Origin of the sequence: Streptomyces sp. NPDC001980 (genome assembly GCF_040296885.1) — a bacterium.
In the GTDB taxonomy this organism is placed as follows: domain Bacteria; phylum Actinomycetota; class Actinomycetes; order Streptomycetales; family Streptomycetaceae; genus Streptomyces.
Window position 1 is genome coordinate 63,846 of the sequence record NZ_JBEOYD010000021.1, and the last position, 23,930, is coordinate 87,775.

Sequence of the window (23,930 nt, forward strand, 5' to 3'; positions counted from 1 at the left end):
CCCATAACACCCCGGATCGCCCCGCCTGAACACATCGCAACGCCGAGGTCACGAAAATGTATCGGGCATATCGCACATCAAACTTCACAGGGACCACACGAGTTGGCTAGCGTGCCGGGCAGGCCGTACGACCCCCACCGGCGAACATCGCCGGGCCGCACGGCCTCCGCCGAGTCCGGGGCGCCACCGCGCATCCGGAGCCGGGGACCCACACCGATCCCGGGGTGAATCGGTCCCGACTCCCCTCCGGGGAACGGACCGTAGGGCAACCCTTCCGAACCACCCGCCCGAACCCGACAGCTAACTCGGTAGGCGGAACACTGGAAGGAGTCGCCCCCGTTGGCGTCGCACCGCAAGTCCCGGCCCTCAGGAACGCGCGCGGCAGGCATACGCACCCCCGCGCTGGCCACCGCCGCCCTCACCTCCATGGCCCTGTTCTCCCAGACGGCCGAGGCCGCGCCCTCCGACGACGGCAAGCCGAGCCTGGAGGAGGTCGAGAAGAAGGTCGACGCCCTCTACCGGCAGGCCGAGTCGGCGACCGAGAAGTACAACACGGCCAAGGAGCAGACGGGCAGGCAGCGCAAGCAGGTCGACACCCTGCTCGACGACGTCGCCCGGCGCACCGACCGGCTCAACAAGGCACGTGAGGAACTGGGTTCGTTCGCGGCGGCCCAGTACCGGACCGGGGCCGACGTCCCCGACACGGCGACCTTCCTGCTCGCGGACAGCCCCCAGGACTACTTCGACCAGGACCAGCTGATGAGCCGTCTGACCTCGCGCCAGAAGGGCGCGGTCGACGACTACGTCACCGAGCAGTCCGCGACCATGAAGAAGCGGCAGGAGGCCTCCCAGAGCCTCGAGTCGCTCACCGAGACGCAGGGCGACCTCAAGACGGCCAAGACCACCGTGCAGACGAAGCTGGCCTCCGCGCGGGAACTGCTGTCGCAGCTGACGGCCGCGGAGAAGGCCCGGCTGGCGGCGATCGAGAAGCGGCAGCAGGAAGCGGCGGACCGCAAGGCGGCGGAGCTGGCGAAGCAGCAGGCCGCGGCGGCCGACCAGAAGGCGTCGTCGTCCTCGACGTCGGGCGGCTCCTCTTCCGACTCGGGTTCCGGCTCCGGCTCGGACTCCGCCTATGCCACGAAGGCCGCCAAGGCGATCGCCTTCGCCCGCGCGCAGATCGGCAAGCCGTACGTCTGGGGCGCCACCGGCCCCGGCTCCTACGACTGCTCCGGGCTCTCCCAGGCCGCCTGGAAGGCCGCGGGCGTCTCCCTGCCGCGCACCACCTACGACCAGGTGAACGCCGGCACCACCGTCTCCCTCGCCGACGCCCAGCCCGGCGACCTGGTCTTCTTCTACGACGACGTCAGTCACGTCGGCATCTACATCGGCAACGGCATGATGATCCACGCCCCGAAGCCCGGCGCGTACGTCCGGGAGGAGTCGATCTACTACGGCGGCGAGTCGATCATCCACAGCGTGGTACGCCCGGCCTGACCCCACGGGGCGCCCGCCATCCCTCGGGCGCCCCCGCCCGCTTCTCCGCTCCCGCTCGCAACCCGCCACTCCGAGCGCCACGGCGCACCTCTCCCCTATGGCACCCGGCCGCTCCCCCGCACGCCCCCGGCTCGCCGTCGCGCGGTTCTCGGGCCGCACGCGCGCGTGCCCCGTTCGTGCTGCGGCCGACTCTCCCTAACATCAGGGGCATGTCCGGCATTTCCCCCCTCCGCGCCTGGTGGGCGCAGCGTCCGCCGGCGGCCGGGGCCGCCGTGATGGCCACCGGCATCATGTCGGTGGGGTTGCACCTGGCGGGCGCGGAGACCGTGTCCCGGGTGGCGCTGGTGCTGACCTGCGTGCTGTGGGTGGCGCTGGCGGCGGACTTCGTCGTACGCCTGGCGCGCGATCGCCGGCGGTGGGCGCAGGAGGCGCGGACGCCGGGCGCGCTCACCGCCGTGGCCGCGACCACGATGCTGGGGACACGGTTCTCGGCGCTCGGGTGGCAGACCCTGGCCGAGGCCCTGCTGGCGCTGTCGGTGGTGCTGTGGCCGCCGTTGCTGGTCCTCGTCGTGCGGCACTGGAAGCCGAGGATGCCCGGCGCGGTGTTCCTGGCCTGTGTGGCCACGCAGGGCCTGGCCGTACTGGGAGCGACGCTGGCGGCGGCCGTGACCACGGCGTGGCTCGCGCACCTCTCGCTGGTCCTGTTCTGGCTGGGGCTGGCGATGTACGGGCTCGCCGTGCCCCGGTTCGAGTGGCGACAGATCGCCCAGGGGCCCGGCGACCAGTGGGTGGCGGGAGGCGCGCTCGCGATCTCGGCGCTGGCCGGGGCGCGGCTGCTGTCCGCCGACAGTGCGCGGCTGTACCTGTGGAACGACGACGACCGGGGTGTCCTGCGGGTGGTGACGGTGGCGCTGCTGGTCCTGGACCTGGCCTGGTACGTCGTCCTGCTGGCCGCGGAGGTGGCATGGCCCCGGCTCCGTTACGACGTGCGCCGCTGGGCGACGGTGTTCCCGATGGGGATGACGGCGACGGCGACGCTGTCGGTCGCGGCCGCCGTCGGCGGTGCATGGCTGAAGTGGCCGGGGCGGGTGCTGGTGTGGGTCACGGTGGCGGCCTGGCTGACGGTGGCGGCCGGTGCGGCGGCGGGCGCCCGGGCCGCTCTCAGGAAGGCCCGCTGAGGATGCCGGGGATGCCGAGGGTCACGTCCACAGCACGGCGATGAAGATGTTCACCACCGTGAGCAGACCCACCAGGCCGAAGGCGCCCTTCTCGACCTTCTCGTCGTCCCGTTTCACGTAGACGAGCCCCAGGATCACGATCAGCAGGGCGAGCTTCACGCCGATCTTGACGGTGTTGACGTGGTGGTCACCGGCCTCGTTGAGGCCGACCAGGATCACGCCGGTCGCGAGCATGGTGAACGCGCCGTGCAGCATCCCGGGGACGAACCGGGCCGTGCCCTGGCCCATCGCCTTCATCTGGGCGAGGAAGCCGCCGAGGAGCGCGGCGATGCCGATGATGTGCAGGCCGACGAAGAGATGGATGAGTACGTCCATGGCCCCGGAGCCTAATCAGGGCCGCCCGGGGCACCGGCCACCGGCCCCTCCCCCAGCGCCCGCCGCCCCGCATATATGCGCCCCATAGCACCCCGCGTCCCCCATCAGCCCCGGAACCGCCGCTTCGGTCATCCCGCCCCGAGAAGCCGACGACTCCGGACCGGAATCCCGTTCACATACCGTCGGGTAACGATCCGGTCACGCCAATTCCGCGCATCGCGTTACCGAGCCGACACACCCGGGCCTAGCGTCCTCCCCCAGGTGACCGACTCCCCACCGCCGCCCGGGCCAGGGGCGGCAGTCGGGCACCACCGCCGAGAAGGTCCGGCGGCGGCCCGCTCCCCTGTGCGGGCCGCCGCCGGACGCGCAATCCGCACTCCCCCGCGGCCGTACGGACGCTCCCCCTGGCGTGCCTCACGGACGAGACGGCGGTCGTACGAAAGGACGGGACAGTCCAGGTGGCAGCGCACCGCAAGCCCCGACAGCGCTCGCTCAGCGGCAACACGGCCCGCACGGCCGCCACCCTCGCCCTGGCGGGCGCGGCCACCGCGACGGCCTTCGAAGGGACCGGAAACGCCGAGCCGCAACTGACACCGGCGCAGGTGAAGGCCACGGTGGACCAGCTGTACCAGGAGGCCGAGGAGGCCACCCAGAAGTACGACGGAGCGAAGGACAAGGCCGACACGGCCCAGCGGCGGCTGAAGTCGCTGCAGGACGAGACCGCCCGCGCGCAGGAGAAGTTCAACTCCGCCCGGGACGCACTCGGTTCCGTGGCGGCCGCGCAGTACCGCGACGGCGGCATCGATCCGGCCTGGCAGCTGGCGCTGTCCAGCGATCCCGACCGGTACCTGGACGACGCGGCCTTCGCCGAGCGGGCCGGTGACCGGCAGGCCGGTGCGGTGGCGCGGGTACGACAACAGCTGCGGGAGATCGAGCAGTTGCGGGGTGCGGCACATGTCGAGCTGACGTCGCTGCGGTCCCGGCAGGCCGAGCTGAAGCGCGAGAAGACCGCCATCAACGGCAAACTGGGCGAGGCGCGGCAGCTGCTGGACCGGCTGTCACCGCAGCAGCGGTCCGCGGTCGCGGCGGGCGACGGCACCGGACGTGCCTCACGCTCCGCGTCGGACGCCCGTGCCCCCCTGGCCGCCGGCAGCGTCGCCGCCACCGACTCCCGCGCCGCGGCCGCCGTCGCCTACGCCTACTCGAAGCTCGGCAGCCCCTATGTCTGGGGCGCGACCGGCCCCGACGCCTTCGACTGCTCGGGCCTGGCCCAGGCCGCCTACCGCTCCGCCGGCGTCGCCATCCCCCGCACCACCTATGCCCAGATCAACGCCGGCCAACGTGTCTCCCGCTCCGAGCTCCAGCCGGGCGACCTGGTGTTCTTCTACTCGGGCATCAGCCACGTCGGCATCTACATCGGCAACGGCCAGATGATCCACGCGCCCAACCCGTCGGCCCCGGTACGGATCGCGCCGATCGACGAGATGCCGTTCGCGGGGGCGACGCGGGTCGTCTGAGCGGCCTCGCCCGGCCGGCCGGGCGACCTCGGACCGGGCAGCCTCGGACCGGGCGACGCAGGCCTCAGACCAGGCGGCGTGCCGTCGCCCAGCGGGTCAGCTCGTGCCGGTTCGACAGCTGCAGCTTCCGCAGCACCGCCGACACATGGGACTCGACCGTCTTCACGGAGATGAACAGCTGCTTGGCGATCTCCTTGTAGGCGTAGCCGCGGGCGATGAGGCGCAGGACCTCGCGCTCGCGCTGGGTGAGGCGGTCGAGGTCCTCGTCGACCGGCGGGGCGTCGGTGGAGGCGAAGGCGTCCAGGACGAACCCGGCGAGCCGCGGCGAGAAGACGGCGTCGCCCTCCTGGACCCGGAAGATCGAGTCGACCAGGTCGGTGCCGGTGATCGTCTTGGTGACGTAGCCGCGGGCGCCGCCCCGGATCACGCCGATCACGTCCTCGGCCGCGTCCGACACGGACAGCGCGAGGAAGCGCACCGGCCGCTCGGCGTCCGCCGTCAACGGGGCGCACCGGCGCAGCACTTCGACCCCGCCGCCGCCCGGCAGGTGCACGTCCAGGAGGACCACCTCGGGCCGGGTCGCGGTGATCACCGAGACCGCCTGGTCGACGTCGGCGGCCTCGCCGACCACCTCGACGCCGGTCTGCTCGGTCTGGCCGATCTCCGCCTGGACGCCCGTCCGGAACATCCGGTGGTCGTCGACGAGGACCACCCGCACCCGGCGCCCGGACTTCTCCGCGCCTTCCGCCGGGCCGTTCGCCTCGGTCGCGTCGCTCATGACGTCTTCTCCGCCCTCTCCATCTCCAACTCGACCTCCGTGCCGCCGCCCGGCACGGACCGCAGCCGTGCGGTGCCGCCATGACGCTCCATGCGGCCGATGACCGATTCTCTGACACCCATGCGGTCGGCGGGTATCGAGTCGAGGTCGAAACCGGGACCGCGGTCGCGGACGGACACGAAGACGGTCCTGCCCTCGACTTCGGCGTAGACCTGGACGGCGCCGCCCTCGCCACCGTACTTGGCCGCGTTGACCATCGCCTCGCGCGCGGCCTGCATCTGCGCGCCCGTCCGCTCGTCGAGCGGGCAGTCCCCGACCACGACGACCTCTATGGGCACGCCGTGCTTGTCCTCCACCTCCGCCGCGTTGCGCCGGACCGCGTCGGCGAGGGTGGCGGGTTCGTCGGCCTCGTCCTTGCCGGTGCCCTCGGGCTTGTAGAGCCAGGTGCGCAGGTCGCGCTCCTGGGCGCGGGCGAGGCGGCGCACCTCGCCCGCGTTCTCCGCGTTGCGCTGGATCAGGGTGAGGGTGTGCAGCACGGAGTCGTGGACGTGCGCGGCGACCTCGGCGCGCTCCTGGGCGCGGATGCGCATCAGGCGCTCCTCGGAGAGGTCCTGGGTCATCCGGACGAGATACGGACCGGCGAGCAGCGTGATGCCGACGAGCACGGCGAGAGCCGCCTGGAGCACCGCGCCGATGTGCGCGGCGGAGCCCTGCATGACGAAGACGCCCGAGACGCCCGCGGTGACGAGCAGGACGCCGACGCCCGCGCGCAGCAGGCTGAGCGTACGGCGCCGGCTGCCGACCTCGACCCAGCGGGCCCGGCGGGCGTTGTCCGCCTGGCGCCAGACCAGGGCGACACCGGCCGCGACCAGGACCGCGGGAACGAGATAGGCCTTGGCACCGCTGGTCAGGTTGACACTGCCCACGAACACCATGGACACGACGACCATGAGGAGCAGGGCGACGATCTGGCCCCGGTCCGGTTTGCGGGCGACGAGTCTGCGGCGGCCGTCCGCCGAGGTCTCGGTGGCGACCAGGGACGGCGGCTTCTGTCCGCCGACCCCGCCGACGCCGAGGGGCACGAAGAACCAGAACGCGGCGTACAGCAGCGCGCCGAGGCCGTTGGCCATGAACAGGCCGACGAAGACGAGCCGCACCCAGACGACGGGCAGCCCGAGATGCCCGGCGAGGCCCCGCGCCACTCCGCCGAGCCAGCGGCCGTCGCTGCTGCGGTAGAGCTTGCGCGGCGGCCGCGGGTCGTCGAGGGGCACTGCTGCGGCTTCCGGCATGCCATCGATGTTCACACGCCGGGAGGTGCGGAGCATCAGGGTCGGCCCCCGAGACTCCCCTGATCTTCGGATTTCCCGCGGACACCGCCCGTGCCCGGTGGCGAGTGCCGGGACCTCCGCCGCCGGTTTCCCGGGGCCTGGCCCCGGACCTCCGTCGCCGCGGCGCCGTTCGAACGCTTCCCGGCCCGGCCTCGGGGCAGATTTCAGGGTTCGGCCAGGGTCGTCCCGACTGCCGCTGCGGCGACACGGCCGTCACCATTGACTCATGACTGATCACGAGCACGCCGCGACGGGTCCGGGACCCGGCCCCGGCCCGCGGCCCGCAGCGGGCACCGGGCCGTCGGATGCCGCGCCCGCCGCGGCGGAGACGGCCGCGACGGGGGCCGACGCCGCCGGTGCCGGTGCGGAAGCCGTCGACGCGGCCTCCCCCCGGTTCCGGCGCGACCGCCGGCACAAGATGATCGCGGGCGTGTGCGCGGGGCTCGGGCGTCACACCGACCTGGACCCGGTGATCTTCCGCATCACCTTGGCCGTGCTGGCCGCGACCGGCGGCATCGGTCTCCTCTTCTACGGCTTCGCGTGGCTCTTCGTGCCGTACGAGGACGACGAGGAGAACGAGGTCCGCAAGCTGCTGACCGGCCGGGTCGACGGGCAGGCCCTGGCGGCCGTGCTGTTCGCGCTGGTCGGCTGCGGAGTGCTGCTGACGATGATCAGGAACGGCCAGGTGCTGGCGTTCGCCGTCGTCCTCTCCCTGCTGCTGGCCGGCGCCGGGTACTGGTCGCGGCGGCGCGGCGCCCCCGACCCCGATCCGCTGTCCGCCCAGGCCGTCGCCGACGCCCCGCCGGAGGCCCAGGCACCGCCGGTCCCGATCTCCTACCCCTCGTGGTGGCGGGACCCGATCGTCAAGGACGGCACGCACGTCGGGGGCACCGGCTACCTGTGGGGCCCGGCCGACGTCCGCGGCCGGGAGGCCCCGGGGCTCGACTTCCGGCTGAGCACCCCGTGGGTCCACGGCCAGGACGTCCGCGCCCGGCAGAGCCCGCCCCCGAAGCCGCGCGGACCGCGCTGGATCGGCGGCTGGATCTTCCTGTCGGCTCTCGTGGCGGGCAGCCTGGGCACGGGGCTGACGTGGGACACGCACCCGCTGGGCACCAGCCTCCAGACCGGTCTGGCCTGCGCGCTGATCGTGTTCGGGCTGGGGACGGCGCTCAGCTCGTTCCTCGGACGCACGGGAGCCGGCTCGTTGTTCCTGGCCCTGCTCACGGCGGCCCTGCTGGCGGTCGCGACGGCCCTCCCGTCCGACATCAGCACCCACTGGACACGGGCGAACTGGACCCCGGCCACGGCGGCGGAGGTGTCGCCGGCGTACGACCTCGGGACGGGCGTGGCCACGCTGGACCTGACGCACATACGCGTCGCCCAGGGGCGGACGGTGTCGACCTCCGCCGAGGTGGGCGCGGGGCAGCTGAAGATCGTCGTACCGGCGGACGTGACCGTGCGGATGAGCATCGACGTGGGGGTGGGCGACATCCAGTTGCCCGGTGACGACAAGAAGGACGTGGACGTGGAGCCGGGCAAGCACAAGGACGTGACGCTGCCGCCGGCGAGCGGCGCGAAGAACGCGGGGACGCTCGACCTGGATCTCCAGGTCGGCGCGGGACAGGTGGAGGTGACCCGTGCTGCGGCATGAGTTCCAGCCCGGACGGCTGGTCATCGGTGTCTTCCTGACGGCGGCGGGGATCGCCTACGCCGGTGACGCGGGCGGCTGGTGGGACACCGAGTGGTTCGCGGTCATCCCCGTGACGGTGGCCGGCCTCGTCCTCGCAGGGGTGACCGCGGCGCTTGCCCGGGCGATACGCAGGCGCCGCGGCACACCGGAGAGCTAGGAGCAGGAGCCGGCTAGAGGCCCAGCGAAGCCCGTGCCGAGCGGTGTCGGCGTCGGGCGCGGAGCACCGCGTCCAGGGAGAGGTAGGGGGCGCCGGCCAGCACCAGGGGCAGCCAGGCCATCAGGTAGGCGAGGTCGTTGCCGTAGTAGTACGGGGAGTTCGCCCAGCTGATGGTCAGCCAGAGGCTCAGCGAGATCAGTGCGCCGCCGAGCGCGGCCAGCCGGGCCAGCAGGCCGAAGAGGGTGCCGAGGCCGACGGCGAGCTCGCCGATGGCGATCGCGGTGCCGAAGCCGACGGGGTTCTTCAGGGCCAGGTCGACCAGGGCCGGGATCGCGGCGGAGTCACGGACAGCGCGCATGGTGTCGCCGATGGACCCGGAGCCGCCGGATTTCAGGAAGGCGCTGTCGGTCAGTTTGTCCAGGCCGGCGTAGATGAAGGTGACGCCCAGGAAGATCCGCAAGGGAAGGAGGGCGTACCGGGTGGCGGTGTCCCGCAGGCCGCGGTCGCCGTCGAGATACGGAGTGTGCGTGTCCGAACGAATGCCGTGAGTCATCGCCAGTAGCCGCCTCTCGCCGCAGTACCCAGTCCCCTCAACAGACCATACGTACGACAACCCCGGCCCGCTCAACCCTCTCCCAGATCTTTTTCCGAATTTCGGCCGGGCTCAGACCCCCGGGAGGGTGGAGAAAGGTGGGCAAGAAGGGGCGCATGCGGACTCGGCAGGCCCGTTCACTCCGTCACCTCGACCACGCACCGGTTGGTCGCCACGCCGGCCGCCGTCACCACCTGGACCTCGACGGAGCCGGGTTCCACGTCGGCCGGGACGGGGACGGTGAGGACGTGGTCCGTGGGGTTGCTGAAGCCGCCGGTCACGGGGACCAGGGGGACGTGGACGTTGACGGCGCCGATGCGGACCACCATGCGGGAGAGGCGGTCGGCGGTCTGGGCGCCGGGCGGGACGAAGCCGGTGCCGCGGATCTCGATGTCGTCGCCCGTGCGGATCGGGGCGTCCAGGTCGCCGGCCTCGCGGGCGCGGACGACGGAGAGGATCACCGGGCGGCCGCCCTCGGCGTACTTGCCGGCCAGGTAGGTCGCGGCGGAGATCAGGACCACCGTCGCGAGACCCCAGGGCAGGTCGGGGAGCTGGTCGGGGCGGCGGGCGAGCCGTACGGCGGCGAAGAGCAGGGCGACGGCGCTGATGACGACGTACTGGATGTCGGCGAAGGTGCCGCGGCCGGAGTCGTCGGTGAGCAGGTCGGCGGCGCGGGGGCGGTGGGCGCGCACCTTCTGCAGGCGCTGGCCGGCGATGCGCAGGCCGACCACCCGGCGCACCAGGACGGCGATGCCGCAGACCACGGCGAGGACGGTCACCGCGCCGGCGCCGCGGGCGAGGTCGAGACCGGCGATGAGGGCGTCGCGGTCGGCGGGAGAGGAGGCGGCGGCCAGGCGGCCGGCCAGGACGAGGACGGCGTAGGCGACGAAGAGGACCCAGGAGGCGGCGACGGTGCGGGAGGTGGACATCCGGTTGTCCTCGCCGATGACGGGGGCGAGCACCCCGCCGCGCGAGCGGTGGAACCAGGAGGCGGCGGTGAGGGCGAGGGCCACGATCAGGGCGGCGAGCAGTCCGGCGGTGCGGGCGCTGGTCCAGCCCGCGCCGATGGCGGTGAGGGCCTGGGTGAGCAGCATGATCACGACCGCTGCCCAGACGGTGCACGCGGTGCGCAGCCACAGGCGGGCGAGCCAGGCCTCGCCCTCGGCGCGGCCGCGTTCGGCGACCACCTCGGCGGACTGGGTGAGTTCCTCGGAGACCCACTGGCGGGAGGCCGAGGCCGAGTGGGCCACCGCCGCGGGCAGCCCCTGCCCGGCCGCGAACTCCTCCCGCTTGAGGAGGAATTCGGCGACCGCCCGCCGGTGTCCCTCACGTGCCCCGTGCGGACAGTCCCCGCACGCGCAGCCGCCACCGTGGACACCCGAACGGGCGCCCTGCCTCGCCTCCTGCACCGCCACGCCCGACGCCCGCCTTCCCCACGCCCGGGGCACGACGCGCAAGGCCCTCCCCGGGGCCGGACGGCGTCGTGCAACTCCCTTGTGTCGAGAGCGAATTGTGCCCTACGCCACGCCGTTCGCGTTCAGGGGGCTGGTCACGACGAGTGAAGATACGGCAGACGTGTTGACCCGGCTGCGAGAATTTCCCCATGGCCGAGATCATCCAGCGGGACGGGACCTGGGCCTTCGACGGCAGCACGGTCCGGATCACGCCGGGACGCCACCGGTCCGTGCCGCTGTTCCGGCAGACCTACGGGGAGATCGCCGTACCTCTGGAGGCGGTGGCGGGGGTGGTGTACGAGCCGGAGCGCAAGCGGGGGCGGCTGCGGATGCGGCTGCGCGAGGGCGCGGACCCGTTGTTGCAGGCGACGGGAGGGCGGTTGCCGGAGGCCGCGGATCCGTATCGGCTGGCGGTGGACGGGGACCGGTCGGGGGTGGCCGAGTACGTCGTGGCGGAGATCCGGCAGTCGCTGCTGCTGGACCAGGTCCCGAAGGAGCCGGCGAGGACGTATCTGCTGCCGGGGCCGCCGGTGCCGGTGTCGGTGCGGTCCTCGGACGGCACGGTGTCGTTCGACGGTACGCAGGTGCGCATCGACTGGGCCGACACCTCCGACCGGGTCAAGCGGGCCACCGGACCCCGGATCATCGGCGTCGGCGATCTCGTGCAGGTGGAGTGGCTGCCCAACTCCGGCTACGAGGACGGCTTCCTGCGGTTCGCGACCCGGGAGACGGTGTTCTCGAAGCTGCCGGCCGAGCGCGACCCGTACGCCCTCGACCTGTGGGGCAGTGTCCGCCGCGACCTGCTGACGGTGCTGGTGGCGGCGGCGGTCACGGCCCGGCTGCCGCATCCGTCGACCCGGCCAGGCGCGGAGTACGTCGACCGGGACCGGCCCCCGGCGGCCGTGCCGCGCCAGTCCGCCGACCACCACGACGTCCTGCTGCGCAGGCTGCGGGAGCTGGGCGAGCTGCACCGGGACGGGGTACTCACGGACGAGGAGTTCGCGCTGACGAAGGCGGCCGTGCTGCGGAGTTTCTGAGTCGGGGGCTGAGCGGGTCCGCCGAAGTCCGCTGCGGTTCGGCAACCCGCCCCTGCGGCAGCGCCCCCGAAGGGGCGCCGGGGGTGCCCCCGGCCGAAGGCTGCGGGAGGAACTACGCGACCAGCCACGACGGCGCCGCAGTCGGCAGACAGCAGACGACAGACGACAGACGACAGACGGCAGACGGCAGACGGCAGACGGCAGACAGCAGACAGCAGACGGCACATCGCGGCGCTTCCAGCGGAGCGCCTAGCTGAGCAGGTCCGGTTCGCTGCGGCTGATGTCCTGCCACAGGGGCTGGTAGTTGATCCAGGCCACCAGGTCGCCGCCGAGCTGTTCCCGGGTGGCGACCGCGAGTTTGTGGTCGATGAGCAGTGGGCGGCCGGCCGCCTTGGCGGTCAGCTGGACCTGCGCGGACTTCTCCATCGACAGGAACCACCAGGAGGCCGCGTCCACCGAGTCGCCGACGGTCAGCAGCCCGTGGTTGCGCAGCACCAGCGCCTTGCGGGAGCCGAGGGCGGCGGCGATCCGGCGGCCCTCCTCGGCGTCGACGGCGACGCCGGTGTAGGCGTCGTAGAGGGCGTGGTCCTCGTAGAAGGCGCAGCTCTCCTGGCTGATCGGGTCGAGCAGGTCGCCGAGGGCGGACAGGGCGCGGCCGTGCACGGAGTGGCAGTGGGCGACGGCGACGACGTCCGGGCGGGCCGCGTGCACCTGGGCGTGCACGGTGAAGGCGGCCTGGTTGACGTGGTAGCGGCCCTCGATCACCTGGCCGTCCTGGTTGGCGAGGACCAGGTCGCCGACGGTGACGTGCTTGAACGGCATGCCGAACGGGTTGACCCAGAAGCAGTTCGAGTACTCGGGGTCGCGGGCGGTGATGTGCCCGGACACCCCGTCCTCCAGTCCGGCCCGGCCGAAGATCCGCAGCGCTCCGGCGAGCCGCTCCTTGCGATGCCGGCGCTCGTCGTCGAGCGAGTCGTACATCGGCGGCATCGCGAACTGGAGCTGGTCGGTGGGCAGCGGAAGGGGCGGGGTCGGCCCGTGCATAGGTCCTCCAGCACTGGGTTTGTGTTACGGCCGGAAGTTACCGCCGGTCAGCGCAGGAAAACAGAGCTGTTCTGTAAAGATGACGCGCGCGAACAGATCGCGACAGAAGATGTCGGGAATCGACAGGCGGGTGGCGCGTACGACACACGTCGAAGAGGTGGCACCGCCGGAGCCGTACCACCTCTTCTCCGGGCCTACTCCCACTCGATGGTGCCCGGCGGCTTGGAGGTGACGTCGAGCACGACCCGGTTGACGTCACGGACCTCGTTGGTGATCCGGGTGGAGATCTTCCCGAGGACCTCGTACGGCAGGCGGGACCAGTCGGCCGTCATGGCGTCCTCGGAGGAGACCGGACGCAGGACGATCGGGTGGCCGTAGGTGCGGCCGTCGCCCTGGACGCCGACGCTGCGGACGTCCGCGAGCAGGACCACCGGGCACTGCCAGATGTCGCGGTCGAGGCCGGCCGCGGTCAGCTCCTCGCGGGCGATCGCGTCGGCCTCGCGGAGCAGGTCCAGGCGCTCCTTGGTGACCTCGCCGACGATCCGGATGCCGAGGCCCGGACCCGGGAACGGCTGGCGCTGGACGATCTCGTCCGGCAGGCCGAGCTCCTGGCCGACCATCCGGACCTCGTCCTTGAAGAGCTTGCGGAGCGGCTCGACGAGCTTGAACTCCAGGTCCTCGGGGAGGCCGCCGACGTTGTGGTGCGACTTGATGTTCGCGGTGCCGGTGCCGCCGCCGGACTCCACGACGTCCGGGTAGAGGGTGCCCTGGACCAGGAACTCCACGGCCGGGCCGGCGTCGGCGATGATCTCGGCCTGGGCCTGCTCGAAGACCCGGATGAACTCGCGGCCGATGATCTTCCGCTTCTGCTCCGGGTCGGAGACGCCGGCGAGGGCGTCGAGGAAGCGGGCCTCCGCGTCGACGACCTTCAGCTGGACGCCGGTCGCGGCGACGAAGTCCTTCTCGACCTGCTCGGTCTCGCCCTTGCGCATCAGGCCGTGGTCGACGTACACGCAGGTCAGCTGGGCGCCGATGGCCTTCTGGACGAGGGCCGCTGCCACCGCCGAGTCGACGCCGCCGGACAGGCCGCAGATGGCACGCTTGTCGCCGACCAGCTCGCGGATGACGGCGACCTGCTCGTCGATGACGTTGCCGGTGGTCCAGGTGGGCTTCAGGCCCGCGCCCCGGTACAGGAAGTGCTCCAGGACCTGCTGGCCGTGCGTGGAGTGCATGACCTCGGGGTGGTACTGGACGCCGTAGAGCTTCTTCTCGTCGTTCTCGAAGGCGGCGACCGGGACGACGTCCGTGGACGCGCTGACGGTGAAGCCCTCGGGGGCGGCGGAGCAGGCGTCGCCGTGCGACATCCACACGTGCTGCTCGGCGGGAGTGCCCTCGAACAGGGTGGAGGCCGTCTTGGAGACGTGCAGGTCGGTACGGCCGTACTCGCGGGCGCCGGTGTTGTCGACGGTGCCGCCGAGAACCTGTGCCATCAGCTGGAAGCCGTAGCACATGCCGAAGACCGGGACGCCGGCCTCGAAGAGCTCGCGGTCCAGGCGGGGGGCGCCCTCCTCGTACACGGACGAGGGGCCGCCGGAGAGGATGATCGCCGCCGGGTTCTTGGCGAGCATCTCGGCGACCGGCATGGTGCTGGGCACGATCTCGCTGTAGACCCGGGCCTCGCGGACGCGGCGGGCGATGAGCTGGGCGTACTGCGCGCCGAAGTCGACGACCAGGACGGTGTCGGGAGCGGCGGCAGCGGGAGTCGCTGATGACACGGGGTGCCTTCCGGCGGTCGGGCGGGGGTCTGTGATTACCGATTCTAACGGGGTGGGCGTGGGACACCTCGCCGTACTCCTGTGGCATACTCGCCCCCATGCTCACGCAGACGACCTTCCTCTTTACCTATGGCAACCGGCCCACCGGCTGCCATGGTCGTGCTGCTTGAGCAACTGACAAGCGACTTCCCCAGGCGCCCCGGGCCGACAAGGTCCGGGGCGCCTGGTGTTTCTCCGGATCCGGTCGCTCCGGGGCACCGAACCCCTTCCGGCAAGGACAGACGAGGAGCCCCCATGAACGCGATCGACGTGACCGGTGCCCGTACCCACGAGGCCGCCGCGGTGATCACCGGTGCGCGGGAGCGCATCGACGCGCTCGACGACCGGATCATCGGTCTGATCCAGGAACGGATGGCCGTCTCCGCCGTCGTCCAGGAGGCCCGGATCGCGTCCGGCGGCCGCCGGGTGAACCTCTCCCGGGAGATGGAGATCCTCGGCCACTACAGCGCGGCACTCGGCAGGCCCGGCACGACCCTCGCCATGACGCTCCTGGAACTGTGCCGGGGTCGCATCTGAGTCGGGCGGATCTGAGTTCGGGGCCCTTCTCACCCGTACGGCGCGTGACCGGCCCGCGAACCGCTTCGTTGGTGGGGTGTCCGTGTCAGCCAGGGGCGGGCCCGAAAGAACCACGCGTGGCTTCGCTGGGGCGATGAGGCGTACGGAACGTGCCGTGCGCCGTGGGACCTCGCTCCAGTCAAGTGACCGGACGGCAGGGGACAGCAGCCCGGTCACCCAAGAGACGGCCGGCTCCGGGGACGCCCGGGGCCGACCGGCGGAAAATTGCAAAAATGCACAAGGGCTGGGTCAAACGGTTGCGGAGGCCGCGTACATCCAGCACGATGCGTAGAAGGCTCCCAAGGCTTTCGGAGCCCCCAAGTCCCAGTTCAGGCAACGGAATTGCTGTGTGCCGACCGTCCGCCAAAGGTCGAGACCTGTCGTACGCCCCGAGTCCGCCGGGGCGCCGACCCGGGGCACGGACGGTGGTACAGGGCGCAGAGACCAGCGGCGCAACCCCCCGGCGCCGCTCCCAGGCACCGACGCTGCCCTGACGTCGGTGCTGACGAAAGAAGGGCCCCGCGGCTCCGTCCCGCGGGGCCCTTCGCCTGCCCCCACAAACCTGCGTGCAGAAAACGCGGAAAACGCAGAAAACTAGGTCCGGCTGACCGTGCCGCAGGCCTCCTCCTTGCCGATGTCGCGGCTGCGGTCGTACGGGTCGACGGACGGGCCGGTCGGGGCGGCGCTCGCGGTCGGGGCCCGGGACGGGAACTGCGGGTGCAGATAGCCGTCGTTGATGTCGCAGGCCGAGTTGCCGGCGTCCTCGTCGTAGCGGAGGAGGGTCAGGCGGCCGGAGGTGACCTGGTACCGCGTGGGGTCGGGGAGTTCGGCGTCGATGATGCGGCGCACGATCGTGCGGGTGACCTCGGTGGAGCCGTCGGCGCGCACGACCGGGTAGACGAAGGTGTAGTCGGCGTGCACGGCCACGCCCTGGTACTTGCCCTTCGCGAAGGTGATCCGGCCGCGCACCTTGACGACCTTCCCGGCCTGCTTCACGTCCTTCGGGTCGAAGCGGCTGAAGAGGAAGAGCGGGTCGTGGGTCTTGCTGGGGCTGCGCAGCGAGGTCCTGAGGTCGTCGAGCACGTCGGGCTGCTTGGGGTCGAGCACCGAGAGGGCCGCATCGGGGTCGCCGCCGGCCACCACATCGGGGTTCAGGTTGGCGTCGACCAGCAGCTTCCTGGTCTGCTGGAGGGCCAGTTCGACGCGGTCCTTCGGGATCGCGCCGAGCGCGGTGGCCTTCGGCAGCACGATGCCGGCCGCGCCGTCGGCCCAGCGCAGCGCCGGGGAACCGGCGAACGGGTGGGCGAGCGTGGGGGTGTCGGGGTCGACCGCGGAGGGCGGGGCGGTCGGGGTGGTGGTCTCGTCGGGCAGCGGCGCGGTCGCGGTGTCCGTGCCGGCGGACGAGCCGAAGGGATCGCCGGGGATCAGGGACGGCCGCATCGCCACGACGGCCACGGCGATCGCCAGCGGAACGCCGATGACCGCCCAGGTCCTGCGGCGCCGGGCGGCCCGCCGGTGCGTCTCCTGCCAGGCGGGCCCGGTCCGCCATCCCTCGGGCTCCCCCTTCTGCCCCTTGAGCCGCTCGGTCACCTCACGGGCCCGGGCGGAGGGCTCCTTGGGTGCGGACTTGCGGATGTCCCGTTCGGTGTCCTGGAGGAACTGCTCCCACACCTCGTCGGATATGGAGGAGGACGACGGCTCGTCCCCCGACGATTCTTCGGACCGTCTGTCAGACATGACACTCTCTCGCTCGGCCGTTCGACGGGGGCGAGAATAACCTCGGAATCGGCTGTGTTCATGCCACCCCGCACCCCAACGGGGCGAGTGACTCACATCACATGGGGGTTCCGTGAATGCGGAGGCAACCATTCACAGGACTCACCGGTCACATCTGCGGAACCAGCGGTGACATCCATGTCGCGTACTCATGGACAAGGTCGCGCGGACCGTCGTACGGCGGCGGCCGCGCGCCGATCGAAGAGGGACCTGGGCTCGGAGGGGGGCACAGGTCCCTCTTCGGTGTCCGGCTACTTCTTCGGCGGTACGGCCGGAATCCCGAGGAACGGCAGCCGCAGCGCGCCGAAGGCCTCGGCCGGGACCGCCGGGTGGTGCGGCTCGACCGCCCGGAGGCGCTGGTACGGCTCGCCCTGCCGCGGCCGCGGGTCCGCCTCGCCCTTGTTGGGCCAGTACGACATCGCGCGCTCGGCCTGCGCCGTGATGGTGAGGGACGGGTTCACGCCCAGGTTCGCGGAGACGGCGGCGCCGTCCACGACCGAGATGCCCGGGTGGCCGTAGAGCCGGTGGTACGGGTCGATGACCCCGGTCTCGCGCGAGTCGCCGATGGGGCAGCCGCCGAGGAAGTGCGCGGTGAGCGGGGTGCCCATCAGCTCGCCGACGTTGCTGCCGGCGAAGCCGTTGATCTCCTCGGCGAGCACGGTGGCCGCCTCCGAAGCGGCCCTGATCTGCTTGGGGTTGGGGGCGCCGTGGCCCTGCCGGGCGGTGAGCAGGCCCTTGCCGACGCCGTCCGGTTTCAGGTACGTCGTCAGGGAGTTGTCCAGCGACTGCATCACCAGGCCGATGATGGTCCGCTCCGACCAGCGCCGGTTGGAGAGCGAGCGCAGCACCAGGAGGGGGTGGCGGGCCGCGTTCGCCAGCCAGCCGAGAACGCGGGAGGAGCCTTCCGCGTACGGCACCTGGAGGATCGACAGGCCGCCCATCGCGTTGGAGCCCTTGCCGTAGCGGACCGGCTCGATGTGCGTGTTCTCGTCCGGGTGGATGGACGAGGTGATCGCGACGCCCTGGGTGAAGTCGGCCTTCGGGGTGCCGTGGGCCTTGCGGTAGCGCCGGTCGTCGGTCTGGGCGCCGACCAGGGCCTCGGAGTTGGTGCGGGTGAGGTCGCCGAGGCGGTCGGAGAGGTACGGCAGCCGGCCGCCGGCCTTCATGCGGTGCAGGAGGGTCTGGGTGCCGTAGGTGCCGGCGGCGATCACGACCCGGCGGGCCTTGAAGGTCCGGCCCTCCGCCTTCCGGTCGTCGGTGGGGAGGGTGGCGATCGCGTAGCCGCCCCGGGAGTCGTCGGTGACGGAGACGACGGTGGTCATGGGGTGGACGACCGCGCCGGCCTGCTCGGCGAGGTGGAGGTAGTTCTCGTTGAGGGTGTTCTTCGCGCCGTGCCGGCAGCCCGTCATGCACTCGCCGCACTCGGTGCAGGCGTTGCGGGCGGGGCCCGCGCCGCCGAAGTAGGGGTCCGCGACCTGGTCGCCGGGCGCGGCCTTCGCCTCGCCGTCGGCGTCCTTGCCGTCGCCGAAGAAGACGCCGACCGGGGCGAGGTGGAAGGTGTCGCCGACGCCCATCCGCTCCGCCGCCGCCTTCAGGTGGACGTCGGACGGGGTCATCGTCGGGTTGAGCCGGACGCCGAGCATGCGCTGCGCCTGGTCGTAGTACGGCTTCAGCTCCTCCTGCCAGTCCGTGATGTCACGCCACTGGGGGTCGTCGAAGAAGGGCTTCGGCGGGACGTAGAGGGTGTTGGCGTAGTTGAGCGAGCCGCCGCCGACGCCCGCACCGGCCAGGACCATGACGTTGCCGAGGAGGTGGATGCGCTGGATGCCGTAGCAGCCGAGCTGCGGGGCCCAGAGGTAGTTCTTGATGTCCCAGGAGTTCTTGGGAAGGGTTTCGCGGGTGAAGCGGCGGCCGGCTTCCAGGACGCCTACGGTGTAGCCCTTTTCTGTCAGGCGCAGGGCGGTTACCGATCCGCCGAATCCTGATCCGACGACTATGACGTCGTAGTCGTAGGTGTCCTGGGGCACGATTTCTCCTCTTTGAGCCTACGTGCAGGTAGTTCGTGGTTGCTCGCGCAGTTCCTCCCCCAGCCTTCGGCCGGGGGTACCCCCAGCGCCCCCCGAAAGACGGGGCGCTTATCGGAGCCTCAGTGCCTTCATCACCCGGAGGCTGGTGCTCATGAAGGCGGCGTACTTCTCGTCGTCCATGCCGAGCGAGGGGGCCATCGGGAGCAGGCGCTGCTGGGCGACCGTCTGGGCCTCGGTGTACTTGAGGATGCCCTCCGAGCCGTGCCGGCGGCCCAGGCCCGAGTCCTTCATGCCGCCCATCGGGGACTGGACGCTGCCGTAGGCGGGGGCGTAGCCCTCGTTGACGTTCACGGTGCCGGTGCGCAGGCGGGCGGCGACCTCCCGCCCCCGGGCGCCGTTCTTCGTCCAGACGGAGGAGTTGAGGCCGTACGGCGTGCCGTTGGCGTGCTCGACGGCCTCGTCCTCCGTCTTGAAGCGGTAGATCGAGACGACCGGGCCGAAGGTCTCCTCCGTGCAGACGGCCATCGCCTCCTCGACGCCGTCGAGGATGGTGGGCTCGTAGAAGTAGGGGCCGATGTCCGGGCGGGCGGTGCCGCCGGCGACGACGGTCGCGCCCTTCTCGACGGCCTCGTCGACATGCCGGGTGACGGTCTCCAGCTGCCGTTCCCCGACCAGGGACCCCATGTCGGCGCCGTAGGCGAGGGACCTGCCGAGGCGCATGGCCTTGGTGCGGGCGGCGAAGCGCTCGACGAAGGCGTCGGCGATCGACTCGTGGACGTACAGCCGCTCTATGGAGATGCAGAGCTGGCCGGCGGAGGAGAAGCAGGCGCGGACCGCGCCGGCGGCCGCCTTCTCGATGTCGGCGTCGTCGAGGACCAGCATGGCGTTCTTGCCGCCGAGTTCGAGGGAGACGCCGACCAGGCGGGCGGCCGCGCCCTGGGCGACCTCGCGGCCGGTGCGGGTGGAGCCGGTGAAGGAGACGTAGTCGGCGTGCCGGACGACCTCGGGGCCGACGACCGGGCCCTCGCCGAGCACGACCTGGAAGACGTCGGCGGGCAGCCCCGCCTCGATGAGGATGTCGCGGGCCCACAGGGCGGTCAGGCAGGTCTCGGTGTCCGGCTTCATGACGACCGCGTTGCCCGCGGCGAAGGCGGGGAGCGCGTCGCCGACGGAGAGTTCGAGAGGGTAGTTCCAGGGGGCGATCTGGCCCACCACGCCCCGCGGGTGCCGGAGCTCGGTCACCTTGGTGAGGGTGGGCATGGCGCCCGCGTGCCGCTTGGGGCGGAGGTAGGCGGGGGCCTTGCGGCCGTAGTGCCGGGCCGCGACGGCGACGGCCTGCACCTCCTCGTGGGCGTGCAGGCGGGCCTTGCCGGTCTCCAGCTGGATGAGGTCGAGGACCTCGGCCTGGCGGGCCAGGACCAGGTCGTGGAAGCGGAGCAGGACGGCGGCACGCTGCCGTACCGGCACCTTCGCCCACACGGCCTGCGCGGCGCGGGCCGTGTCGAAGGCCTTGGCCACGTCCTCGGGGGTGGACTCGGGCAGGTCGGCCAGCTTCTCGCCGGTGAAGGGCGTGTGGTTGGCCGTACGTCCGGAGCCGACGACACCCTTGGTGAGCTGGGCGACCAGCTCGGGCGTGACCACGTCGGCGGCGGTTCGGGCCCCTGCGGGGGCGGGGGCGAGCGGGTTCGTGCCGGTGGGGGCCGGTGCGTTGGCCGGGGCCTGCGAGTCCGTCATGAGCCGCAGGGTATTCGGGAGCGAGGCCTTTGGGTACCCGTGGGTAACCCGGTTTCACCGACCGCACACACACCGCCAGTGATCACTGGCAGAGAATGTGCTGATCAGCGCCCTCGGGTGCCCTCGGGTGCGGACGATCAGCCGCGTTCCGGTTTCTTGGCGAGGAGCAGGCCGAGGGCGGCGAGCGGGGTGAGGCGGCGGGGTTCGGGGGCCTGGGGTGGCGCGGGGGCCAGGGCCGGGGGCGGTGCGGCGGCGGGTTCGGCCACCCACGGCGGAAGGGGCGCTCCGGCGGCCTCGGCGAGTGCCTCGGCGGCCTCCTGAGCCGTCGGCCGCGCTTCCGGTTCCGGGGCGAGGAGCTGGTCGAGAAGCGGTCCGAGGGGGCCCTGTGCGCCGTCGGTGGCGGCGCGGAGCAACGCACCCAGGGACCACAGATCGGAGGCGGGACCCGCCCCGCGCCCCGCACCGCACTCCGGGGCGTCGAAGGGGCCGCACCCCTGTCCCCCGCCGATACCGAAGTCGGTGACGACGACACGGTCGCCGTCCGCCGCGAGGAGGACGTTGGACGGCTTCAGGTCACGGTGGACGATGCCGACGCAGTGCGCGGCGTGCAGGGCACCGAGAACGGCGAGCCCGATCCGGGCGGCCTCGGCGGTCGGCAGCGGCCCCCGGGCGGCGAGGGCGGAGTGCAGCGCCTCCCCGTCCACCAACTCCATGACGACCCACGGGAGTTCGTCATCCAGGAGTACGTCGTGAATGGCGACGGCGGCGGGGTGGACGACGCGGGCGGCGGCCCGGGCCTCGTGCAGCAGGCGGTGGGCGGTGCGCTGCCGTTCCTCGTCGTCCGGCTCACCGGCCAGGCGCGGCTCCTTGACGGCGACGTCCCGTCCGTCCTGCTCGTCCCGGGCCCGCCACACGGTCCCGGCCGGCCCGGAGCCGATGCGCTCGGCAAGCCGGTAACGCCCACCGATCAGCCGTCCCTCGACCGGCTGTTCGCCGTCTTCGCTCATGCCACATGAGTACCTTGCGCACCATGCCGTTGTCGAAGCGGCACGGTCAGCGGGCCGTGGCGTCCTGCCCCTCCCCTGTGCAGGGAGCGGGAGACGGCCGAAGCCCCCGTGCGACACGGGGGCTTCGGTTTCCTGGGGAGTGCCACGCCGCACTCGGCTCGCGTGCCTACGAATACAGCTCCAGCCATTCCCAGTCGCCCGGGCACGTACGCAGCTCGCGGAGGCAGTACTTCAGGCAGTTGTGCAGAGAAACCGGCTGCACACGGCAACTACGCAGAGCGTGACCATCTTTGCCTTATGCACTGCAACGAACGAGAAGAGACCTCCAGGTGCCGAACAGGGGCAAAAGGAGCGCCCCGCACACCTCAAGCCGGGCCCACCGACTGGCACTTCACCGAACATCCACATGACAACTCCGCGATGGTCGCGATACGTTCATTACCAGAGGGGGTTTCGTGTCCGCAAATCATCGGGACTCCCTTTACCGAAAACCCCCGCCACGGCCCGCCGAGCCAATTGAATTCACCGACCCCGGCAGGGTCGGCGGTAATAGCCGAACCCACCCCTTCCCGGTTATGGAATATCGGCAAGGCCGGTAGCATTCGGGGAATGCCGGAAATCAGGACCGGCGTCTTCGCCCCGTCCGGAACACCGGGCCGACGCATGCCGACGACGGGTCTGCCCGCGCGGCTCGGCCCCCGTCCGTCAGCCCGCGGTGAACGTGTCGACGGCGACATCGAAGTACTCGCGCGCCTCCTGCACCTTCCCGACCGGCGCCGACACCCACACGTCGTACAGCCGTCCGCCCTCCTCCCAGCAGAGGTCGTAGGTGTGCCGCGGGCCCTCCGTCGCGCTGAAGCCCTTCCAGGTGAACTCCCAGAACGCGGCGGGGTGTCCGGAATGGGTGGTGTCGGTGACCCGGCCGTCGTGGTAGCCGGGGTTCGTGCTCGGCCCCTCGGCCGCCGCACGCCGCATCACCCCTCCCGGTCCGCCGGTCTGCGTCTCGGAGACCTTGATGCCGAGCCGGAAGGTCTGCCCCGGCGACAGGTAGAAGACGCGCTCGCCCTGCGGGTCGCGGGTGAAGCCCTCCGGTACGGCGAGGGAGAAGCCGGCCGGGTCCTGCGCGAGGCGGTAGCCGGAGGGTGCGGTGCGGGAGTGGGAGGTGGGGGGCGGCGAAGCGGTCGAGGAGGGGGGCGGGGTGGTGGCCGTGGCCGAGGGGGTCGCCTGGTGCGACGCGGAGACGGCCGTCGTGCCCCCGGGGGCCGGGGTGGTGCCGCGTCCGTCCCCGTGGAACAGCAGCGTGGCCGCCGACACGCCCGCCCCGGCCATCGCGGCGACCAGCAGCGCGGCGACCAGCACCCCGCGGGTGGAGGGCCGGGGCGGCACGGCGGGCTCCGGAGGCGGCGGCCACGGAACGTCCCGCTGGGTCGGCGTGTACGACGCGGCACCCGCGCCCTGCACGGCACCGTCGGCGCCCGTCACGGCCCCCGTCTCCAGGAACCCGCGCAGCATCAGCTCGGCCTCCGCCGCGCCCAGCCGCCGCTCGGGATCCCGCTCCAGCAGCCCCCGTACGACCGGCAGCAGCGGCTCGGCCTGGGCCGGTGGCCGGATCTCGTCGGAGACCACGGCGTGCAGGATCCCGCCGAGCGAGTCGCGCCGGAACGGCGACTCGCCGCTGAGCGCCGCGCACAGCAGCGCCCCCAGCGACCACAGGTCGGCCGCCGGGCCGGAGCGGCCGCCGGACATCCGCTCGGGCGCGGTGTACTCGGGCGAGCCGACGAAGGAACCGGTCTCGGTGAGCGTGGTGGCGCCCGCGACCTGGGCGATGCCGAAGTCGGTGAGCACGACACGCCCGGTGGCGGCCTCGACGAGCACGTTCGCCGGCTTGATGTCCCGGTGCAGCACCCCGGCCCCGTGCGCCGCCCGCACCGCGCTCAGCAGGGCGATCCCGATCCGCGCGGCCTCGCCGACGTCCACCGGCCCGCTCCGCGAGATCCGGTCGGCGAGCGAACCGCCCTCGATCAACTCCATGACGATGTACGGCCGTCCGCCGTCCTCCACCACGTCGTGCACGACGATGATGTGCGGGTGGTGCAACTGGGCGACGGCCTGCGCCTCACGCAGGGTGCGTTCGCGGCGCAGCCGGGCGTCGTCGTCCGAGAGGGAGTCGTCGACGGTGAGCTCCTTGACGGCGACCTGCCGCCCCAGTAACTGGTCGGCCGCGCGCCACACGACACCCATTCCGCCCCGCCCGAGCCGCGCCTGAAGGCGATAACGCCCCGCGATCAGACGGACGGCGTCCCCGTCGGTCCCCATGGCCCCATGATGCCGCACCGGACCCGAACCTTCCGG

19 protein-coding genes and 1 riboswitch are annotated in these 23,930 nt (G+C 72.1%); of the genes, 7 read left to right on the forward strand and 12 right to left on the reverse strand.

The genetic code is table 11. The annotated features are described in order from the left end of the window. Positions 1 to 157: 157 nt before the first annotated feature. A riboswitch (cyclic di-AMP (ydaO/yuaA leader) is annotated at positions 158 to 331 on the forward strand. An 8-nt stretch (positions 332 to 339) separates the two neighbouring features. Both ABT137_RS29035 and ABT137_RS29040 read left to right on the forward strand, forming a co-directional pair. Further along, positions 340 to 1,494, forward strand: a complete 1,155-nt coding sequence (locus ABT137_RS29035; RefSeq protein ID WP_351714022.1) for a C40 family peptidase — start codon at positions 340 to 342, stop codon at positions 1,492 to 1,494. Positions 1,495 to 1,703: 209 nt separating this feature from the next. After that, positions 1,704 to 2,672, forward strand: coding sequence for a tellurite resistance/C4-dicarboxylate transporter family protein (locus ABT137_RS29040; protein ID WP_351714024.1), 969 nt, complete (start codon positions 1,704 to 1,706; stop codon positions 2,670 to 2,672). Positions 2,673 to 2,693: 21 nt separating this feature from the next. Here the strand turns inward: ABT137_RS29040 and ABT137_RS29045 are convergent, their stop codons facing one another. Further along, on the reverse strand, positions 2,694 to 3,047 hold the full coding sequence (locus tag ABT137_RS29045; protein WP_351714026.1) for a hypothetical protein: 354 nt from the start codon (positions 3,045 to 3,047) through the stop codon (positions 2,694 to 2,696). Positions 3,048 to 3,505: 458 nt separating this feature from the next. Between ABT137_RS29045 and ABT137_RS29050 the strand changes: the two genes are divergently transcribed. After that, positions 3,506 to 4,564, forward strand: a complete 1,059-nt coding sequence (locus tag ABT137_RS29050; RefSeq protein WP_351714028.1) for a C40 family peptidase — start codon at positions 3,506 to 3,508, stop codon at positions 4,562 to 4,564. Positions 4,565 to 4,628: 64 nt separating this feature from the next. Here the strand turns inward: ABT137_RS29050 and ABT137_RS29055 are convergent, their stop codons facing one another. Both ABT137_RS29055 and ABT137_RS29060 read right to left on the reverse strand, forming a co-directional pair. Beyond that, positions 4,629 to 5,342: a LuxR C-terminal-related transcriptional regulator gene (locus ABT137_RS29055; protein ID WP_351714030.1), complete on the reverse strand. Its 714-nt coding sequence runs from the start codon at positions 5,340 to 5,342 to the stop codon at positions 4,629 to 4,631. Next, positions 5,339 to 6,631, reverse strand: coding sequence for an ATP-binding protein (locus tag ABT137_RS29060; RefSeq protein ID WP_351714032.1), 1,293 nt, complete (start codon positions 6,629 to 6,631; stop codon positions 5,339 to 5,341). Before ABT137_RS29060 ends, ABT137_RS29055 begins: the two co-directional genes overlap by 4 nt. A 265-nt stretch (positions 6,632 to 6,896) precedes the next feature. Here ABT137_RS29060 and ABT137_RS29065 point away from each other — a divergent pair, with 265 nt between their 5' ends. Together ABT137_RS29065 and ABT137_RS29070 are read left to right on the forward strand one after the other, a co-directional pair. Next, positions 6,897 to 8,321, forward strand: coding sequence for a PspC domain-containing protein (locus ABT137_RS29065; RefSeq protein ID WP_351714034.1), 1,425 nt, complete (start codon positions 6,897 to 6,899; stop codon positions 8,319 to 8,321). After that, a complete protein-coding gene (locus ABT137_RS29070) occupies positions 8,308 to 8,517 on the forward strand; it encodes a hypothetical protein (protein ID WP_351714036.1) in 210 nt (69 codons plus the stop codon). The genes ABT137_RS29065 and ABT137_RS29070 overlap by 14 nt, the downstream gene beginning before the upstream one ends. 13 nt (positions 8,518 to 8,530) lie before the next feature. Here the strand turns inward: ABT137_RS29070 and ABT137_RS29075 are convergent, their stop codons facing one another. Beyond that, entirely contained in the window at positions 8,531 to 9,070 is a 540-nt protein-coding gene (locus ABT137_RS29075; RefSeq protein ID WP_351714038.1) for a DoxX family protein, read from the reverse strand. Positions 9,071 to 9,246: 176 nt separating this feature from the next. After that, the gene (locus tag ABT137_RS29080; RefSeq protein WP_351714040.1) at positions 9,247 to 10,524 is read right to left on the reverse strand and encodes a hypothetical protein; all 1,278 of its coding nucleotides are present in this window, start codon (positions 10,522 to 10,524) and stop codon (positions 9,247 to 9,249) included. 188 nt (positions 10,525 to 10,712) lie between these two features. Here ABT137_RS29080 and ABT137_RS29085 point away from each other — a divergent pair, with 188 nt between their 5' ends. Next, positions 10,713 to 11,600 (forward strand): DUF4429 domain-containing protein, encoded by an 888-nt coding sequence (locus ABT137_RS29085; RefSeq protein WP_351714042.1) that lies wholly within the window; start codon positions 10,713 to 10,715, stop codon positions 11,598 to 11,600. Between the two features lie 249 nt (positions 11,601 to 11,849). Here ABT137_RS29085 and ABT137_RS29090 read toward each other — a convergent pair whose 3' ends face one another. Together ABT137_RS29090 and guaA are read right to left on the reverse strand one after the other, a co-directional pair. Continuing rightward, positions 11,850 to 12,644, reverse strand: coding sequence for a class II aldolase/adducin family protein (locus ABT137_RS29090; RefSeq protein WP_351714044.1), 795 nt, complete (start codon positions 12,642 to 12,644; stop codon positions 11,850 to 11,852). A 194-nt stretch (positions 12,645 to 12,838) separates the two neighbouring features. Continuing rightward, the gene (guaA, locus tag ABT137_RS29095) at positions 12,839 to 14,419 is read right to left on the reverse strand and encodes a glutamine-hydrolyzing GMP synthase (RefSeq protein ID WP_351714046.1); all 1,581 of its coding nucleotides are present in this window, start codon (positions 14,417 to 14,419) and stop codon (positions 12,839 to 12,841) included. 294 nt (positions 14,420 to 14,713) lie between these two features. Here guaA and ABT137_RS29100 point away from each other — a divergent pair, with 294 nt between their 5' ends. Continuing rightward, a complete protein-coding gene (locus tag ABT137_RS29100) occupies positions 14,714 to 14,995 on the forward strand; it encodes a chorismate mutase (RefSeq protein WP_351714048.1) in 282 nt (93 codons plus the stop codon). 633 nt (positions 14,996 to 15,628) lie between these two features. On the opposite strand, the gene ABT137_RS29105 is transcribed toward ABT137_RS29100, so the two are convergent. The 5 genes from ABT137_RS29105 to ABT137_RS29125 all read right to left on the reverse strand — a co-directional run bounded on the left by ABT137_RS29105 (position 15,629) and on the right by ABT137_RS29125 (position 23,894). Further along, positions 15,629 to 16,771, reverse strand: a complete 1,143-nt coding sequence (locus ABT137_RS29105; RefSeq protein WP_351714049.1) for a hypothetical protein — start codon at positions 16,769 to 16,771, stop codon at positions 15,629 to 15,631. Positions 16,772 to 17,061: 290 nt separating this feature from the next. Further along, positions 17,062 to 18,837, reverse strand: a complete 1,776-nt coding sequence (locus ABT137_RS29110) for a GMC family oxidoreductase N-terminal domain-containing protein (protein ID WP_351714051.1) — start codon at positions 18,835 to 18,837, stop codon at positions 17,062 to 17,064. A gap of 108 nt (positions 18,838 to 18,945) precedes the next feature. After that, positions 18,946 to 20,571, reverse strand: a complete 1,626-nt coding sequence (locus tag ABT137_RS29115; protein WP_351714053.1) for a succinic semialdehyde dehydrogenase — start codon at positions 20,569 to 20,571, stop codon at positions 18,946 to 18,948. 137 nt (positions 20,572 to 20,708) lie between these two features. Then, positions 20,709 to 21,578, reverse strand: a complete 870-nt coding sequence (locus ABT137_RS29120; RefSeq protein WP_351714055.1) for a serine/threonine-protein kinase — start codon at positions 21,576 to 21,578, stop codon at positions 20,709 to 20,711. Positions 21,579 to 22,283: 705 nt separating this feature from the next. After that, entirely contained in the window at positions 22,284 to 23,894 is a 1,611-nt protein-coding gene (locus tag ABT137_RS29125; protein ID WP_351714057.1) for a serine/threonine-protein kinase, read from the reverse strand. Positions 23,895 to 23,930 lie beyond the last annotated feature (36 nt).